The organism is Polaromonas sp. C04, from assembly GCF_002002705.1.
GTDB lineage: Bacteria > Pseudomonadota > Gammaproteobacteria > Burkholderiales > Burkholderiaceae_C > Rhodoferax_A.
Genome location: NZ_MUNS01000022.1, coordinates 98,436 through 112,963 on the forward strand (window position 1 = coordinate 98,436; position 14,528 = coordinate 112,963).

Annotated in this window: 19 protein-coding genes; 5 read left to right on the forward strand and 14 right to left on the reverse strand. The window is 59.9% G+C overall.

The window, feature by feature from the left end:
- Window position 1: 1 nt before the first annotated feature.
- The 6 genes from B0E49_RS04245 to B0E49_RS04270 form a co-directional block, all read right to left on the reverse strand.
- Window positions 2-694, reverse strand: a complete 693-nt coding sequence (locus B0E49_RS04245) for a BPSL0761 family protein (RefSeq protein WP_077560725.1) — start codon at window positions 692-694, stop codon at window positions 2-4.
- A 230-nt stretch (window positions 695-924) separates the two neighbouring features.
- Window positions 925-1,194 carry a BPSL0761 family protein gene (locus B0E49_RS04250; RefSeq protein ID WP_077560726.1) on the reverse strand — a complete coding sequence of 90 codons (270 nt, stop codon included), beginning with the start codon at window positions 1,192-1,194 and terminating at the stop codon, window positions 925-927.
- A 280-nt stretch (window positions 1,195-1,474) separates the two neighbouring features.
- On the reverse strand, window positions 1,475-2,050 hold the full coding sequence (locus B0E49_RS04255) for a hypothetical protein (protein ID WP_077560727.1): 576 nt from the start codon (window positions 2,048-2,050) through the stop codon (window positions 1,475-1,477).
- Window positions 2,047-2,556, reverse strand: a complete 510-nt coding sequence (locus B0E49_RS04260) for an HAD domain-containing protein (protein WP_077560728.1) — start codon at window positions 2,554-2,556, stop codon at window positions 2,047-2,049. The genes B0E49_RS04255 and B0E49_RS04260 overlap by 4 nt, the downstream gene beginning before the upstream one ends.
- Window positions 2,553-2,909: a hypothetical protein gene (locus B0E49_RS04265; RefSeq protein ID WP_077560729.1), complete on the reverse strand. Its 357-nt coding sequence runs from the start codon at window positions 2,907-2,909 to the stop codon at window positions 2,553-2,555. The genes B0E49_RS04260 and B0E49_RS04265 overlap by 4 nt, the downstream gene beginning before the upstream one ends.
- Window positions 2,910-3,051: 142 nt before the next feature.
- Window positions 3,052-3,591: a hypothetical protein gene (locus tag B0E49_RS04270; protein WP_144264433.1), complete on the reverse strand. Its 540-nt coding sequence runs from the start codon at window positions 3,589-3,591 to the stop codon at window positions 3,052-3,054.
- A gap of 157 nt (window positions 3,592-3,748) precedes the next feature.
- Here B0E49_RS04270 and B0E49_RS04275 point away from each other — a divergent pair, with 157 nt between their 5' ends.
- The gene (locus B0E49_RS04275; protein ID WP_077560731.1) at window positions 3,749-4,336 is read left to right on the forward strand and encodes a LysM peptidoglycan-binding domain-containing protein; all 588 of its coding nucleotides are present in this window, start codon (window positions 3,749-3,751) and stop codon (window positions 4,334-4,336) included.
- A 243-nt stretch (window positions 4,337-4,579) separates the two neighbouring features.
- Here B0E49_RS04275 and B0E49_RS04280 read toward each other — a convergent pair whose 3' ends face one another.
- From B0E49_RS04280 to B0E49_RS04295, 4 genes are all read right to left on the reverse strand, one after another.
- Window positions 4,580-4,777 (reverse strand): hypothetical protein, encoded by a 198-nt coding sequence (locus B0E49_RS04280; protein WP_077560732.1) that lies wholly within the window; start codon window positions 4,775-4,777, stop codon window positions 4,580-4,582.
- An 879-nt stretch (window positions 4,778-5,656) separates the two neighbouring features.
- The gene (locus tag B0E49_RS04285) at window positions 5,657-6,673 is read right to left on the reverse strand and encodes an AAA family ATPase (protein WP_168174996.1); all 1,017 of its coding nucleotides are present in this window, start codon (window positions 6,671-6,673) and stop codon (window positions 5,657-5,659) included.
- A 221-nt stretch (window positions 6,674-6,894) separates the two neighbouring features.
- Window positions 6,895-7,128, reverse strand: coding sequence for a helix-turn-helix transcriptional regulator (locus tag B0E49_RS04290; protein WP_286137792.1), 234 nt, complete (start codon window positions 7,126-7,128; stop codon window positions 6,895-6,897).
- A gap of 253 nt (window positions 7,129-7,381) precedes the next feature.
- On the reverse strand, window positions 7,382-8,035 hold the full coding sequence (locus B0E49_RS04295) for a helix-turn-helix domain-containing protein (RefSeq protein WP_077560734.1): 654 nt from the start codon (window positions 8,033-8,035) through the stop codon (window positions 7,382-7,384).
- Window positions 8,036-8,235: 200 nt separating this feature from the next.
- Between B0E49_RS04295 and B0E49_RS04300 the strand changes: the two genes are divergently transcribed.
- Window positions 8,236-8,871 carry a hypothetical protein gene (locus B0E49_RS04300; protein ID WP_144264434.1) on the forward strand — a complete coding sequence of 212 codons (636 nt, stop codon included), beginning with the start codon at window positions 8,236-8,238 and terminating at the stop codon, window positions 8,869-8,871.
- Between the two features lie 186 nt (window positions 8,872-9,057).
- Here the strand turns inward: B0E49_RS04300 and B0E49_RS20015 are convergent, their stop codons facing one another.
- Both B0E49_RS20015 and B0E49_RS04310 read right to left on the reverse strand, forming a co-directional pair.
- Complete coding sequence (locus tag B0E49_RS20015; RefSeq protein WP_144264435.1) at window positions 9,058-9,396, reverse strand: hypothetical protein; 339 nt, start codon at window positions 9,394-9,396, stop codon at window positions 9,058-9,060.
- Between the two features lie 188 nt (window positions 9,397-9,584).
- Window positions 9,585-9,965: a hypothetical protein gene (locus B0E49_RS04310; protein ID WP_077560737.1), complete on the reverse strand. Its 381-nt coding sequence runs from the start codon at window positions 9,963-9,965 to the stop codon at window positions 9,585-9,587.
- 256 nt (window positions 9,966-10,221) lie between these two features.
- On the opposite strand from B0E49_RS04310, the gene B0E49_RS04315 reads away from it, so the two are divergent.
- Entirely contained in the window at window positions 10,222-10,980 is a 759-nt protein-coding gene (locus B0E49_RS04315) for a hypothetical protein (RefSeq protein WP_144264436.1), read from the forward strand.
- A gap of 5 nt (window positions 10,981-10,985) precedes the next feature.
- Window positions 10,986-12,062: a tetratricopeptide repeat protein gene (locus B0E49_RS04320; protein ID WP_077560739.1), complete on the forward strand. Its 1,077-nt coding sequence runs from the start codon at window positions 10,986-10,988 to the stop codon at window positions 12,060-12,062.
- Window positions 12,063-12,247: 185 nt separating this feature from the next.
- Here the strand turns inward: B0E49_RS04320 and B0E49_RS04325 are convergent, their stop codons facing one another.
- Entirely contained in the window at window positions 12,248-12,673 is a 426-nt protein-coding gene (locus B0E49_RS04325; RefSeq protein ID WP_077560740.1) for a DUF1810 domain-containing protein, read from the reverse strand.
- A 365-nt stretch (window positions 12,674-13,038) separates the two neighbouring features.
- Here B0E49_RS04325 and B0E49_RS04330 point away from each other — a divergent pair, with 365 nt between their 5' ends.
- Window positions 13,039-13,632 carry a hypothetical protein gene (locus tag B0E49_RS04330; RefSeq protein ID WP_077560741.1) on the forward strand — a complete coding sequence of 198 codons (594 nt, stop codon included), beginning with the start codon at window positions 13,039-13,041 and terminating at the stop codon, window positions 13,630-13,632.
- Between the two features lie 155 nt (window positions 13,633-13,787).
- Here the strand turns inward: B0E49_RS04330 and B0E49_RS04335 are convergent, their stop codons facing one another.
- Window positions 13,788-14,438 carry a hypothetical protein gene (locus B0E49_RS04335; RefSeq protein WP_077560742.1) on the reverse strand — a complete coding sequence of 217 codons (651 nt, stop codon included), beginning with the start codon at window positions 14,436-14,438 and terminating at the stop codon, window positions 13,788-13,790.
- Window positions 14,439-14,528 lie beyond the last annotated feature (90 nt).

Below are 14,528 nucleotides of genomic sequence, written 5' to 3' on the forward strand. Positions count from 1 at the left end.
GTCATTGCTCTCTTTCAGGCAGGGGGCCAAACCATTCGGGCAGCGCCTGATGTGCCAACTCGAACTCAAATTCAAAGGGGTAGTGCCGGAGCAACCAACGCGCGTACTCACGCAATGCGTCGGGAGCGTCTGGCGGCTCCGACCTTCTGCGCAATAGCCGCTCGAGCAACCTCTTGGCATCAAAGACGGCGCGCGTGCGCTCTGAAGGTTGAGTCGTCGCATTGGTCGTGGATTCAGGGGTTGCTTCCAACACTACCGGTGGCGGCGCAAGCCAAGGGAGAAGGCGCCGCAGGAAGGCTCGTCGACAGGCGCGACGAAAGGCTCGTAGAACCGCCTTTTGGTCCTTCGACCAGTACCAGAGGTCCACGCCGTCCAGCTCCGCAGATACGCCGATTCCGTCGTCGTGAGATATAAGCCAGCCGGCTTTGAAGCCCCACAGGCTGAAGAGCTCTGTACCCGGGTCAATGCTAAAGCCCCTGCGGCTCAGCACGGGGCCGAAGTATTGGGAAAGCGCGTGATGCGCGCGGTGGATTTCGGTAGCACAGGGGTAGTGCTGCAGCAGCGCACGCGCCTCCTCCTGCAGCGCGCCTGGTATGGTGGCCGGGAGACCCGACAATGTCTCCGGGTGCACCAGCCCATCAAGAAATGCTCTGGTTCCAAGAATTGCGCGGGTGCGCTCTGATGGCATGGTCATGGTGTCAGGTATGCAAGTCTGGGTTATTCCCGGTTCTTCGGGGGTTGGCGCAGACCGGGGCGGAAAGCGCTCGATAAGTGCGCGTTGGCACATTCAGCTGACGGCCCCTCGACCGGCTTCGCAGTCTTTTGCCCAGTACCAGATACCTCGTCCGTCGAAGGTGCACGACCCGGCATCTCCCTCGCCATCTTGCGAGAGGCGACCGGCTGAGGTCCCAAGGGCCGAGGGGTTTAGTCGTCATGGTGGCTGGAGGCCTCGATGGTCATCACTGCTTGCGGGGAGCCAGTCAGCCGGGAAAACGGTGGCACGGGCCCGTATGTATCGGGTAGTGCTTTATGCGCCTGCTCGATGTCTGCAAAGGACGGGTAGTGCTTGAGCAGCGACTTTGCTTTGCCTCTTATCGCCCGTCGCACCCGAGGGGTGATTTTGGGGTCCATCAGCTCCTGCAGGAAGCGCATGGTATTTATCAGTGCGCGGGTGCGCTCGAAGGGGACGGTCATGATGCTGGCTCCGTAAATCTTGGTTGGTATGGCATTGGCGTCGACGGCGTCTGGACAACACGGCCGGCCCAATCAGCGAAGTTCAGGTCTATTTCGAACGTTTCACCCGCGGTCCGGAGCCTGTCCTCGGCGTTCAGCCCGCTCTCAATTTCCTGCGCAGGCTCTCGTGTTTCAGAGATGAGCGACTGGACGCAGAAATGACAAGGTCGCGCTCTGCTGTAGCTCTCGATTTCCCGAGGGAGCTCCTGTCGCGAAATCAGAAGGCTCAAAGGTTCATTGCTCATTTGAAAAACTCCGCTGCTATGCCGAGTCCAACTGCTAGCAGTCCGCCGATAGCAGCAGCGACAGCCAGCACCGTGCGAGAGCGCTCGGGGTCCTTGAGCATCGCGGCGATGAATCGCCCCATGGACATAGTCATGTTCATTTCATGAAAAGGATGGCCAGCATCGCGATTACAAATGCGACCAGCATGGAAATGGCTATTCCTCCGAATGAGAACGTTTCCGAGATGCTCTGCGCGCACTACGGCTTCCGCCTTCAACGCCGCTTCGTCCGGCGACTCGATGTCATTGAAGGCCGCTGAAATCTCATCGATTGGCATATCTCTGACGCGTTGCGCAACATCAAAGGTTTGCTCGTCAGGAAGCAAACTTTCAATGACCCTCCCGCGCTCCAAGGGCTCGGCGCGTGCAATCACTGCATGCTGTTCAGGAGTCAATGGCTCGAACTCATCGGTGTCGTCTTCGGCATGTTCAGTGCGTGGCGCAACAAGCCTGTTGCGGAACCGGGCAAGGAAGGCAACGAGGCGACCCAGGATGGAGTCGGGCGGCAAGCGGAGCTTGCGTTCGATGTTCATGCCCCACCCCCGCACATCAGCGACAGCTTCTGCCGGACCTCGGCTAGCACCGGAGCTGCGCTGATGCCCTCGCGTTCGTCGGTGCGTATGTATTTGTCACGGCACCACGCTGGCCAGTGCAGGTAGTCGTCATCGACAGCCAGCCAGTCGCGCGGCTGTCGCCGAACCACATCCGCCCAGACTTGCATCCCCCGTGGTGCAGCGGCAAAGGTTTCCCGGTCCATCCGGCTATGAAACGTGGCGCCAATCACCCGCGACCTGAGTGCCGGTCGGAGATTCTTGGCAGTCTTGCTGCAGCCGTATCGACGCACCCACGAGGTGCTCAGCACGATGCGGACCTCGGGATACGGTTCAAGCAGCTCCTCGAGCAGTTCGGCGTGCTGGAACAGCACAAAGCCGTCAGGCGCGGAGAGGTAAGCGCCGATGCGCGGATGCCACAGCACGTTTTCGTGATGTAAAACGCCGTCGTAGTCGAGATAGAGTATCAACTCGCCCTGGCCCTTCATGGCTTCAGCATGCGTTTGAGGTACTGCGAAATGTCCTCTAGGTCGGTGGCTCCGTTGAGTCTCACCCAATGCCGCCACGCGCTCTCCGCGTCTGCGTTCCGCCCCGCCTTGCCGCGCAGCACGTACACACGCCCACTGTTTGCTATGCCGCGCATCGTCCTGGCGTCGAATTCCTGCACGGCGGAACTGACCTGGCCCGCTCGGTCTTCAAGGCAGTACCCGACGAAGTGCCGCGTCCTGCTCGCGGCGCCCCGCATCTGAACCTCAAAAGCCTGCCAGTCGCTGAGCGTCACGGACGGGCGCATGGAGATGTCGGCGATGGGCCAGACCTCGGGAATATTGGGAATCGGCATACCTTCTTCCTTCGTCGTTGGTTTTGAAAACGTTCATTGGCGCCCAGCAGGTATGGCAAAGGACGCTACCTTTACTGCGTGGAGCAAATTCGTCCGGAGACTAGTGTTCGAGGCACGACACCGGCCAATGCCAAACGCACCGTCATTCCTCCTGCTCTGACACCGCCGTTTCCCAAGGTTGACCGAACGCAAGGCGGGATGTCATTTCGGCCATTAGGCTGCCAACTTCGAGGTGGCGCAATTCCGCCGGAATCGTCAGTTCCACGCGCAGTCCGGGCTGCGCGGTCGCCGTCAAAGTGCCAGTCCATTTCTGGCGATTCAGCGACACCCGAAGCTTTCCAGCTGATTGACCTCGGATATCCGGCAGCGTGAGCCGCGCGAAGTGCCATCTGTCAGCCCCCAGTTGCGGCACCGCGCGGACCGATTGAGCCCCGGCCGCAGTCCAAATCAGGAGTAGCTGCTGCTGACCCGGCGTTGACGCGTCGCCCTCAGAACTAACAACGCTCGACACGACGTCGGTGCCATGCCACTCCACCACAGCGCCGACCCGGCCAGGCGCCAGGGACGTTGGCCAAATCACCGCCGTTATTGCGTCGCCACCCAGGCCCCAAACGCGAAGCTCGAGCTTGTTTTTAACGAGTTCCGCGGCAGTGGTGGTCGGAACCTCCATTTGGTTTTGCATGGAGAAAGTCTGGATGTCTTGAATCCAACACTATGCGGGGAACTGCCATGAAGCCGATAGAGGGACGAATCGGGGCTCGCTTCATGTCTGGGCGGGAGGTTTTGCGCATTCGCTACACGTTGTTGCAGCGATTGGCTGCACACCGTAGAGGAAACAAATGAAGACCAAGGTCAAAAGAGGCAGTACTGGCAAACGCGGAAATCCCCCGCCGGTCCTGCGAGACGAGCAGCCGCTGCTGCGCGCTCTAGTGGCGGAAGCCGCCCGGCGCGGAGACACCCTCGCCGGTCTGGCGAAGGCGCTGGGCGTGAGCTACGAGCGATTGGCCCAATGGCGCCGCAACGTATCGGCCATCCGCAATGCGCATGGCTTCGTCCACGAGAATGCTGCCCGGTACCTGGGCGTACCCACCGTGCTCGTTCTTGTACTCGCCGGCGTGGTGTGTTTGGAGCAGTTTGTCTGGCCCCAGAAGGGGCCGGTCAGCGAACGCGTTACTCGGGACCTGGAGCGATTGCGGCAGCATCCGTTCATTGGCCCCTTTGTGCCGCCGGAACTTGCGGCCGCTACGCCACCCGTGCAGCTGTTTGTCGCATTCCTTTTTCATGAACTGGGCGGGGATACTTCTCGCGGGGAACCGACTTATCGCTGGCTGACTGCTTTGCACCAGGCGGCCCTCGGCAACGTCGAGGCTCAGGGCGAACTGGATGCGTTGCGCAGCGGGGCAGCCCAAGGGCAGAAGCTTTTCTAGGTCACGCACCGACGGCATCTGATTCGCGCCTCTCCCCTCTCCGGGGCGAGGCGCTACTTTTGTGGGCCAGGCGCGAAGCACTGCGCTGCGCCATGAAACGTGGATTTCTATGAACCGCCATGCGCACCTAGGCGTAAGAACTTTTTGGACACGCCGGGTCGGAGACGCGTGGCGTCCCTAAACAGAAAAGCGCAGCAATTGCCGCGCTTTTCATCGAGCCGAACCAGTGGGCCAAGGCGTGAACTAGTCTCCCCGAGGCAAATGGTGCTCTTGGCCGACCGAATCAACTTCTCTCTGTGCGAAACTGAACATGTCCCTCAGGGCCTGAGCGGCGCCCGAAGATTCGCCTTCAACAACCAGAGCATTCAGCTCTTCCCGAGTAAGGCGGCGGATAGTTTGAAGGACCTGCAGCTCGTCTTGCTCTTGCATCGAGTTGGCCATGGCGACTCTCCTTCAGTTGATAGGGGTTAGCGGAATTGGGCTTCGTAAGCCTAGCGCGTTTCGCTGAACGATAAATGCGAAGACGTCCTTTGTCAAAAAGAGTCTGTTGTTCCAGCCAATCCGTGCTGGTGCAGGCACTAACGCCGTCACGGCGGTCAGTGCGGCACGCCAGGTAGGTTGCGGTTCCGAAGTCCCCGGCTGAGCCAGTCTAATATCCCGCCAATCCGCGCCGGCCTTAGCTCTTCAGGATTTCTTGGACCAGTTGCGTTGGCAGACTGGCGGCCACAGTTCAACCCGAGGTCGGGCGCGTCATGGACGCTTGCAAAGCGTCCTTGCAGGTTTTGATTGCCTTGGACTTTTCCCCGCCAGGAAGACTTCCTCCACCGGGACGGACTTCGTGCTGGACGCGTGCTCGCGTCCTTGTGCATGGGGGACAAAAGGAGTCCTGGGCAGAAAGCGCACCTACAGAGCGCGCCTTCTGCTTTTTCAGGCGCTTGTATTTATATTAGAAAATAGTCCAGATGCGTCGAAAGCTCGTACCGCATTGATTTTGGTCGGGATTATCGCGAACGCCTGTTCGGGATATGCCATGCTTTTGTTCGCGATATGACCACTAGTCATATCGAGAACGCTGCCAGAGCCCCATGTAACGCTTGCAAAGCGTCACATGCATGCCCCGGTCAAGCTTCACCCCCACGGGGCCGTATCGCGCTGGTCCTGTCGAGAAGGAAGTTTCGCACTAAGAGGGCATCTCATTTCAAATTCGGGCCCGGGCACTGGGCCGACCGTCGGAAAGAACGTCTCAGCGTCTCACACCCCTTTAGGGGTGAGACGTTGAGACGCCCTACGGCAGACTCCGCGGCAGCAAGGTGGAATCGGCTACCCGGTCAAGCGCGCCAACATTTCAAGTCCGGCAGGCTGGACTTCCATAAAACCGTCTCGTTCAACCGTGAGCCCGCGCTCCTGGAGTTCGGCTCGGGCTCGATGGAAGGCGTTGCGTTTCCCGCTGGAGGTCGAAGCCGGGCAGCGCGTGTAAAACGCTTCACGCCACACCTCAAGGTCCGCCACTGCCCGTCCACCGGCCCCCGCGGCTTCGGACTGGTGAACGGCGTCCTGTAGGCTCAAGAGCGCATTCTGGAGAGATGCGGAAAGCTCGGGCGCATTCACTTCGGGAACCGGGTTGGCGTCTCGATGGACGACGCAACTGGTCACCTCGTCGCCGTCCGCGTCAATGCCCAGCACAACCGTCTCCAGCTCGAAGCTTCCCTTGACACCGTCGTCGCCATCCTTGACCTTCTTGGACTCCCAGTGGCGCTTTTGACCGGCGCGGGTCACCTTGATGGACGCGTCAGCGGCAGGCTCCAGGGACGAATGGCCCCGTGGTCCGCGGTCGGCGTCTTTTCCGCTGTGATGCGCCAGCAGAACCAGTCCCTTGGTGTGTTCGACCAGCAGCGCGCAGGCCTGCAAAGACAGCCCCATGTCCGCCGAGCCGTTTTCATCGGCACCCGCCATGGCTCGGTTCAGGGTGTCGACCACAATGACGGGTGGGCCCAGCTCGCCCGGCAAGCTCTTGACAAGGCTTTTGACAGCCGTCAGCAGGTCGCGCACGTCCTGCTGACTGTGCAGGTTGAACGGCTGCACGACCAGGCGCACAAGCTCGGGGAATGGCCGCTTCTGCGCCGCCTGCCAGGCCTTGATACGTCCGACGAAGCCGGCCGCGCCCTCCAGGCACAGGTAAATCACCGGTGCACGAGTGGTTCTGCGGCCGAACCAGGGTTCACCCTCCGCAATGGCGCAGACCATATCCAGTAGGAGGAAGCTCTTGCCAGCGCCGGATGGACCGTAGAAGATTCCCAGCCCTTGCTGGGGGACCAGTCCCTTGACCAACCACGCCATGGGAGGAGTGTCCATGAGTTCACTGGCAGCGCACAGCTTGTAGCGGGCCGGGACGACTGTCGCTCCAGTCTTACCGCCAGATTGACCCTCCGTCCTCGGCAGGCTGACCACGGCATGGGCGGTGCCAGACACGGGTCGTCCAACGGCACTGGGCAGGTAGGACACGCGACCACCAGTCAAGGCTGCCGAATAACTGGGCATGTTGGGATGGGCTGAAGAACTCATTCTTGGGCCCCCTCGACATACTTGGCCAGCCAGCTGGTCACGTCGACCAGGCGCCAGCGCAGCAAGCGGGTACCCGGCAGTTGCAGCCGCGGCGGCACGGCATCGGGGCGCCGGCGCAGGTCTTTGCGAACGGTTTCTGGGCTGCGCCCGAGCAGCAACGCCAACTCCTGGATGTCGAGCAGCCGGTGCTTATCCGCCCGGGCTCTGGTGAGAGTAGTTTTCTGAATCACAATAGTTTCCACGTCAAGGCCAAATTAAGTTGGCAGCCACAGGGCCTGACCGGACTCTGTGTGCCCCCTTGTGCCATAACCGGACTCAAGGTGACAGGTCTAGCGGAAGTTGTTTATATGTCGATGCTTCGGCCCTGTCATGGGCAGGCCAGGCGCAATGCCCAAGGGAGGAGAATGGATTTTCACCGGGCGAAAAAAAAGAGGCGAGCCGTGAAGCCCGCCCCTATCAATCAGTCCATTCCGCGGTCAAACCCTAGTCGCGATTCGCAGCGGTGTCCCGGTGCCCGGCCATCGCCGCAAACTCGTTCTCGTCGTGCGCTACCGCAGCGCGCTGCAACCAAAACAGGATGTTGGGAAGCTCGCGCGTGTTGAAAAAATCACTGCACGAGACCTCCGCATACATGAGTACGATGGCCCTTTTCGCCTCGACGGTCCACGACGCCAAGTCAGCTGCGGCCGGAAGAACCGCACGCATCTTGGGGTCCTCCAGCATTTGCCGAAGAGACCGGTCAATGGCCTCCTCCTCCGTTTCCTGGCGATACAGGAAATCACTGAGCCGAATGTTGCCGGCGAGCAGCTTGATGACCACGGTGGGGATGCTGCCCAGATAGCGTGCGCAAGCCTCCGCGAAATCCTGTGATATGTCCGCCGTATTGCGTACCCCGTTGCGCAGCTGGTTTATGTAGCCATAGGTCACGCCAAGCGCCTGCGCTACCTCCTTGACGTCGTGACCGCGTGACTGGGCTTCATCAAACACCCAGCCCATCAGCGGACCTCCTGGAGCCTGGTACAAACGTTCCACGCGGTCTGCCTTGCTCTCGCTCCCGCGGCTTTGCGCCGGTGTGAATTCAAGTTGACTTGTCTTGCGACGAAGGTCGGGATTTCTTGAACCTGAAATTGTGTGCATAAATTGATGTCCTAATGTGAAAGCACGAAATGTGCTGCCTTGTATAGGCACCGGTCGGCAGCTCGTTGTTTGAGGCGCACAGACTCAAGGAAGTGAGCAAGATAAGCGGTGACTCGGAGTGTTCGTGCCCGCCGACCTGCGTGTCCAACACATGCGGAACCCCCAAGGCACACGCACTGCAGGCCCTAATCCTGGCTGCGATGAAGCTCATCGAACGCGTCGCCAACGCGGGAGAATTGGCAGTCGATTCCGGGGTCATCGGGCTCGCATGGCGGGCCGAGCAACATTGGCCTTCTCGCGAGGGAGTCCCGAAACAGAGCGAAAATCCCCCCATGCCCACCACCCCTCGCATCGACCTGCGTCCCGGAGTCACAGAACCAGTCGTCTTGATGATTTCCCGCCGCCAGGTCGAGGCCGGCGACATCGCATCGGTCCTGTCCGGCCTGAAGCCCTTCATTGCCACGCGCGAAGACGCATGGCTCTACCGTGGCCAGATGTCGTTGGTGGTGGACGGCTGCGGACAGGACCCCCGCGAGCTCGTGGACATCCCCGAGGTGCGTGATTTCCTGCGCTTGCTCGACCAACAGTGGCCGTACTGGGCGTTTTTCTTCAACCAGGTGGATGACAGCATCAAACTACTGGGCTCATGCGTATGCGGTGCCGCCTTTCCGGGCGGTGGCGCAGTGGAAATCGACGCCGACAAGCTCGGAGATTTCTTGCGGCGCGGCTTTGCCGGGATGAACGCCGTCTTCGACAAGCACGGTTTTCCGGAGAAGGAGCTGGAGTCGATGAGTCGTGGCCTTATGGAGGTCATCGAGCAGGCAGGCATGCTATGACGCAAGCTGCGCGCGCCCTGCCCCGCCGTGAAGCTGCCCAACGGGTGAAGCGACGACAGGGCGATTTACCGTGTCAGGGCATTGGCCCCTCGGCACGACATGCCCGGTACCCGGATTTGCCCCGTCTGGTCGGGCCGCTACACAGGATTCTCTCCGGAGGACATTAAGCCCCCTTCGACCGCCCCGTCACCGATTGGAATCACGGTCGCGGGCATAGAGCTGGGCAACTCGGGCAAGTCGCGCTTCGCTTTGGTCGCGCAGCAAAGAATCGCGACAGGACACGCCAACTTGGAAATGAACCCACGGCGCAGCCCTCGCGCATATTTCGGCAAGGAGCCTGCGGTGCGCTATTTCGGCAGGCAGGATGACCTCGCGACCGCCGTTCTCGCCCAGTGCGATGAGGCGGTAGGTTTCGTCATCGACCTGGTCAAAATAGATGTCGAATTTTGGCGCAAGCTTTTGAAGACGCGCCTGCTCAGCTAGCGTCAGGAAATCAGAAGAATTTTTGGTGTGTGTGGCAGGCATAGCCAACCCTTCCTGCCTGGTGATGGGTCGTGGCAATGCGACCAGGCGCGCGTTGCCCGCCGGAGTCCAGGATGGCATCTCCGTTCGACCGTATAGGCACGAAGCCACGGAATCGAGGGCTGGTCATCAGGTGAAATGCCACACCGCACCCCCAAGAAAAACGCCGGACAAGTCCGGCGTTAAATCATTCAATCATCGTAGGCGTAGGGCCCAAGGTTCTCATTTATCAGCGCTCTGGCCCTGATTGCGGATTCCTCGTCAGGTGCCAGCGCCACCGCGTCATTGACCCACTTGCGAAGGTCCTCCAGTGACACCCTGCGCCGGCCGTCCAATCTGACCTTGTCTCCGTTGGCATGCGAATGCAGCATCGCGGCAACATGCTGCGCAAAGTAGAGAAACACGGACGGGTCGCGATTGCACTCGAAACTAATCCCCTTGGGGCGCAGTCCGAAAAGCAGAACGCCGACGGCCCTGGCATCATCTGTGGGCTTGTACCTCACGCCGTTGAACTCCACCTGAAATTTGTCAGGCTCCGGTGTCGTCAGGGTGGCCTTTTTTGTGAAATGCATCGTCTTGTCCTGTTTGGTTGTGGGCAAGATGTATAGAGACGTCACGCAAGGCGGGGCCCCGACCGAAAAACATGTTCTTTTGGCTTCCGTAAGAACTTGCCCCGTGCTCAAAGTTGATGGGGCCCGCATCGATTTCTGCAGGCAACGGCCTTGGAGCTGACAAGGTCCGACTCGGCGCGCCATATGGTCGGTATGGCGACGACCGGGGCCCCTGCCAGGGGCCGAGCGGCGATTCGGCTCCGTCGATAATCAGGGCATGAAAAATCTCCGCCCGGAAACCATGGAAATCCTCAAGCGCGTCGAAACGCTTAGCGGCTGTCCAGTGGAGTTCAAGCCAGACAGCAGCCTGAGTCTGCGCGCGACGCTGCAGATGGCCCGCGAAGGAGCGCCCGCGCACGTGCTGCGGTATCGCCCCTCCAATGACCCCATCGACTACTGGGTGGCCTACCAGGCAGGGTACGCCCTGCGGTTGTTTGATTTGCCGCCGAACGAGCGCTTCAACTTCACCGGGACGGGCGAAGGCGCTGAGCAGGTAGAGGCCCTCCTGGCAACCGGCCAACCCTTGAGCGAGGCAGACAAGGCCGTATTGCCGGAGTTTGCCAAAGTAACCCTGCAATGGGCACTTCTGAATCTGCGCTCCTATGCCATCGGCATGCGCATCGACCAGTGGATTGCGCGCGAACACCCCTCACTGCGGGAAATGCAGGTAGCCGGTGTTGACTCGCTGCAGCAGGAAAATTTGCAACTGTTGTCCAAGCGGGTCGGTCGCTTGTCCGTCCCGGTTCCCCTGCTGGCGCCGGTGGCAGCCTGCGCCCTCTTCGCCGACCGTTTGCTTGGCACGTCGGTCTACGCCATCCCCTACCGTGCGGCCGGGGCGCTGGAGCCGGGCACGGAGCTGCTGCGTATCAGCGACACCATAGGCTCAGACCGCCGGAATGACCGCGAGCTGGTCGACGCATGGGCGTCTTCCATCGGCATGACCGGTTGGTACACCTGGACACCGTATAAACTTTGACACCTATGGCGACTGAATACAAGATTCCACTTCATCGTTTCGACGTAAACCTGCTGCCGCCAGAGGCACGGCAGGTCGGGACCGAGGCGTTCAAGACCGCCGTCATGATGCACTTTGCCTCCGAGTACGGCGCGCAGGGTCAAACGGCCATCGTGACCGTGGACGACGAGGAAATTACCGTGATGGCCTTCCCGGCTGAGACCTCTGCTTTGGACTTCGTCCTGCCGATGCTGAAAGCGGGGAAGATTGCCGAGGCGGTGCCGTACCTTGAAAGCCTGACCAAATCAGCTCCGGCAAATGCGGCTGTCCTTTACAACCTGGGTATCTCCTACAGCGAACTGGGCCAACATGACGAGGCCATCATCCGCCTCAAGCGTGCAGTGCAGCTCGACCCGGGCCATGCACACGCCTGGGTCGGTATCGGCAACGCGTACCACCGGATGGGTAAATCCGAACAGGCGCTCGAAGCGTTCGAGAACGCCGTGGCATTGGACCCGAACGATGGCTTCACGCGTCGAAATCTGGGCGGCATGCTGATTGGATTCAAGCGGGTTGACGAGGCCATTGTCCACTTGCGCAAGGCACTTGAACTGATGCCAGACGACCCGCAAAGCATCTTCGGCCTCGCCATGGCGCTCGAAGACGTGGGTACGGAAGAGGCCGACTTGGAGGCAGATGCGCTGTACAAGCGATTCATCGAAGAGCATCCCACGTCCCCGCTGGTTGGGCGGGCGGAAAAGGCCCGCACTGCGTTCGGGAACAAGCAACTAAAGTCGCGGTCGGCCGGTGGATTTCGTCCAGACGTGATGATGTACATCGTGGGGGCCTTGCAAACGTTCAAGAAGCTCGGACCCGCAAAACGCCAGGCTATTGCCTACGAGATTGCAATTCTGGGTCGCTCAGGGCTGGACATCAACGACCCGACCGATAAGTACAAACTGAAGTCGCTGCCGGGAAAGTTTACGGGGTTGCATCTGCTGGCCATCATGTACACAGCTTTCAAGCAGATAGACCCGACGATGGAAACCGGCACCGACTTCACTGCAGAGTACGACGCCGCATTGCAGATGCAGAAGAAATAGCCTGCGATGGGAGCGTGGCCTTCAAGGTGCGCCGCCAACACTTGACGCGCCCGACCGGGCTGACATCGATAGGGGGCGTCCGGTTACGTTGGTAGTCCGACAACGCAGCTAGTGGAGCAGACACGAAGGCACGTCGGGGCGCTATTTGGGCTTTACAACAGTGGGCCTGCGACCTCCGGTGGAAATCACAGCAGGTTTAGCGTCCCCTCGTCAGACCTCCCCTCGAAAAACCGCTCCAACGCGTGCTGAAAGGCCGGCTCACTCGGGACGACTCGAGCGAAGAGCGTCATGCACGATTTGAGTTTGAGGTCATCCGGAGACCCAAAGATTTCGTGGGCGGATTTGCCGTGCTGTGCAAGGGCAAGATTCGTGCACTCGAGGAGGCGTTCACCAAGAACTGGGTGTTCCCAGTACGCCAACGCCTCCGTTCTGGATTCGATGCCAAAGTGTTCGGCGATTGCGCTGCGTCCCAGCCCCTTGAGTTGGGGGAAGACGAACCACATCCAGTGGGTGGTCTTTTTGCCGCCGGTCAACTCTTTGATGACAGCGTCATACACCGGTCCCTGGGCATTGAGAAACCGATTCAGACCTTGCATGGTCAGGTCCATCATTCCAACAATCTCCTTCGCAGACTTTCTGACTGCGCCCTCGACATCCTACGCGGCCACTTCGATTGGCATAGCGCCGATGCAGTTGTCTTGGGTCAGCGGATTTTCCGTCAGGCTCAGTTTCCCCTGTCCGAGCTGCTGGCTACTGGCTGCTTGCCGTGCGCTTTTCCGCCCGACTTGGAAATCATCGTCCGGCGGTTTAACGGGCCGCGCTTTTCAAGCATTGCGTGTGAGCGCGACAACGCGCGGGCAAACCCTTAGAAAACATTTAAAAATACCATCACAAATATAAAACGTCTGTACCTATACGACTCAGCACTTCGAACACGAGGCGCAGCTGAATCAACCACCAAAGTAGGAACACAGACATGAAAATGAATACGACTTCCACCACAAAGACTGCCGACCACCTTCGCTATCAGGCCGAGGTCAAATGTTCCAATGCATTTGAAGCGTACCCGTATGTCTGGTCCCCGGCCCGGGTATACGTCCGAGGATACGACCACGATGGCTTGAGGCAATACGAAGAAACAATCGGGTTCTGCAACAAAAACCGCATGTCTAGCCTGGCCAGCCACGGAGGGCGCCGGTGGGCCTATGCCATGCGCAAGGCCGCTTTGCTGCAAGCAACGGGCGGCGACCCTAGCCCAGATGACCTGCAACAACTCGTAGAAATACCTCTGGAAAAGGCAGCGGTCACACGCGAGACGTTGCAAAAACTACTCAAAGCCTACGGCTGTCACTACGTTGCCGTCAGCGATTGGCGCCACAATGAACTGTCTATTTTTCGAGATTCTGATGAAACCTGCGTGTTCCGCGAGGCCGACGGGGGAAGCAACGCCACCTGGGGAGCGGTACGCCACAGACTTGGTCACGTCCGCACCGGCAGCGGCTGGCATTTTGCTATCTTCAAGGCCGTGAAAGCGATGGAGGAATTTGCGCGCTCCCATGCGACCGCATAAATTAAAACGCGGGCCGCAGTAGGAAGGGGCCAGACTGGCCCCTTGTTTTTATTAACTGCGCCGCACTCGACGAACAGTGTTACGTCGGTTACCACCGTTACCTTCGTTACCCCCCTATCGGCATACATAGACGCAGCCAAGGTCCCCGTGGAATCTCACTTTCCGCGCGTCTTCGCGAATCCCCTCCCCTGCAGCGCTCGCATCAGGCTGTCACTCTCGCTGCCGCCAACCGTCTCAAAAATCTCGGCCCAGAGCTTATACGGGTATGTGCTGCGTACCCCCTCCGCTGGAGCTGAGCCGTAGCGCCCTGCCGAAACCGCATCACGCGCCGATTTAATTGCAATGAGGGCGTCGCGCAAGGGGTCCGATTTCGGCTGTTCCGCAACCATCACTTGCGTCCTGGGTTGGGTTTGCGCCTGGGCAATCGTCTTGACCGCCGACAATGCCGACTGCACGGCTCGCACTTTGGCGTCTGGTACGAGACCTCGCTCACTCCTGTGCGCGGCTTCCCGCGTCAAGCGCTCGGCTTCCTCGAGGCGCCAGACAGGGTCCGCCTCGCGCAGTTCCACCGCCCGCCTCTTTTGGTTTGCCGCAAGTCGTGCAGGCTGGAAAAGCTTGCTTTCAAGAAATTCAGTCTCCTCGATAGAAAACTTGTCTTTCAGGCCGGCAGGCAGGGTTTCCGCGTCGAGGGGGACGCTGCCGGCAAACGTTTGAACGGCATAGCCGTGAGTGTTCCCCGTGGTCCCCTTGGCAACCCAGTGTGACCGGTACAACATGGCGCGCGTGCCACGTTTTTTGATGTGCATTTTTGAACTCCAGTTGGTGTCAAGTTATGCATGTGTAGGTACGTGGGGCTTGCGGGTGGCCGACCTGCGCGCCGTAGCACTCGCCTCATA

What these genes read in the sequence shown, in the direction of transcription:
- B0E49_RS04295 (WP_077560734.1), bottom strand. Translation starts at nt 8,035, where the DNA reads ATGCACACAATTTCAGGTTCAAGAAATCCCGACCTTCGTCGCAAGACA.
- B0E49_RS04265 (WP_077560729.1), bottom strand. Translation starts at nt 2,909, where the DNA reads ATGCCGATTCCCAATATTCCCGAGGTCTGGCCCATCGCCGACATCTCC.
- B0E49_RS04300 (WP_144264434.1), top strand. Translation starts at nt 8,236, where the DNA reads ATGAAGCTCATCGAACGCGTCGCCAACGCGGGAGAATTGGCAGTCGAT.
- B0E49_RS04315 (WP_144264436.1), top strand. Translation starts at nt 10,222, where the DNA reads ATGAAAAATCTCCGCCCGGAAACCATGGAAATCCTCAAGCGCGTCGAA.
- B0E49_RS04275 (WP_077560731.1), top strand. Translation starts at nt 3,749, where the DNA reads ATGAAGACCAAGGTCAAAAGAGGCAGTACTGGCAAACGCGGAAATCCC.
- B0E49_RS04260 (WP_077560728.1), bottom strand. Translation starts at nt 2,556, where the DNA reads ATGAAGGGCCAGGGCGAGTTGATACTCTATCTCGACTACGACGGCGTT.
- B0E49_RS04330 (WP_077560741.1), top strand. Translation starts at nt 13,039, where the DNA reads ATGAAAATGAATACGACTTCCACCACAAAGACTGCCGACCACCTTCGC.
- B0E49_RS04325 (WP_077560740.1), bottom strand. Translation starts at nt 12,673, where the DNA reads ATGATGGACCTGACCATGCAAGGTCTGAATCGGTTTCTCAATGCCCAG.
- B0E49_RS20015 (WP_144264435.1), bottom strand. Translation starts at nt 9,396, where the DNA reads ATGCCTGCCACACACACCAAAAATTCTTCTGATTTCCTGACGCTAGCT.
- B0E49_RS04280 (WP_077560732.1), bottom strand. Translation starts at nt 4,777, where the DNA reads ATGGCCAACTCGATGCAAGAGCAAGACGAGCTGCAGGTCCTTCAAACT.
- B0E49_RS04320 (WP_077560739.1), top strand. Translation starts at nt 10,986, where the DNA reads ATGGCGACTGAATACAAGATTCCACTTCATCGTTTCGACGTAAACCTG.
- B0E49_RS04270 (WP_144264433.1), bottom strand. Translation starts at nt 3,591, where the DNA reads ATGCAAAACCAAATGGAGGTTCCGACCACCACTGCCGCGGAACTCGTT.
- B0E49_RS04245 (WP_077560725.1), bottom strand. Translation starts at nt 694, where the DNA reads ATGACCATGCCATCAGAGCGCACCCGCGCAATTCTTGGAACCAGAGCA.
- B0E49_RS04310 (WP_077560737.1), bottom strand. Translation starts at nt 9,965, where the DNA reads ATGCATTTCACAAAAAAGGCCACCCTGACGACACCGGAGCCTGACAAA.
- B0E49_RS04335 (WP_077560742.1), bottom strand. Translation starts at nt 14,438, where the DNA reads ATGCACATCAAAAAACGTGGCACGCGCGCCATGTTGTACCGGTCACAC.
- B0E49_RS04285 (WP_168174996.1), bottom strand. Translation starts at nt 6,673, where the DNA reads ATGGCGTGGTTGGTCAAGGGACTGGTCCCCCAGCAAGGGCTGGGAATC.
- B0E49_RS04255 (WP_077560727.1), bottom strand. Translation starts at nt 2,050, where the DNA reads ATGAACATCGAACGCAAGCTCCGCTTGCCGCCCGACTCCATCCTGGGT.
- B0E49_RS04250 (WP_077560726.1), bottom strand. Translation starts at nt 1,194, where the DNA reads ATGACCGTCCCCTTCGAGCGCACCCGCGCACTGATAAATACCATGCGC.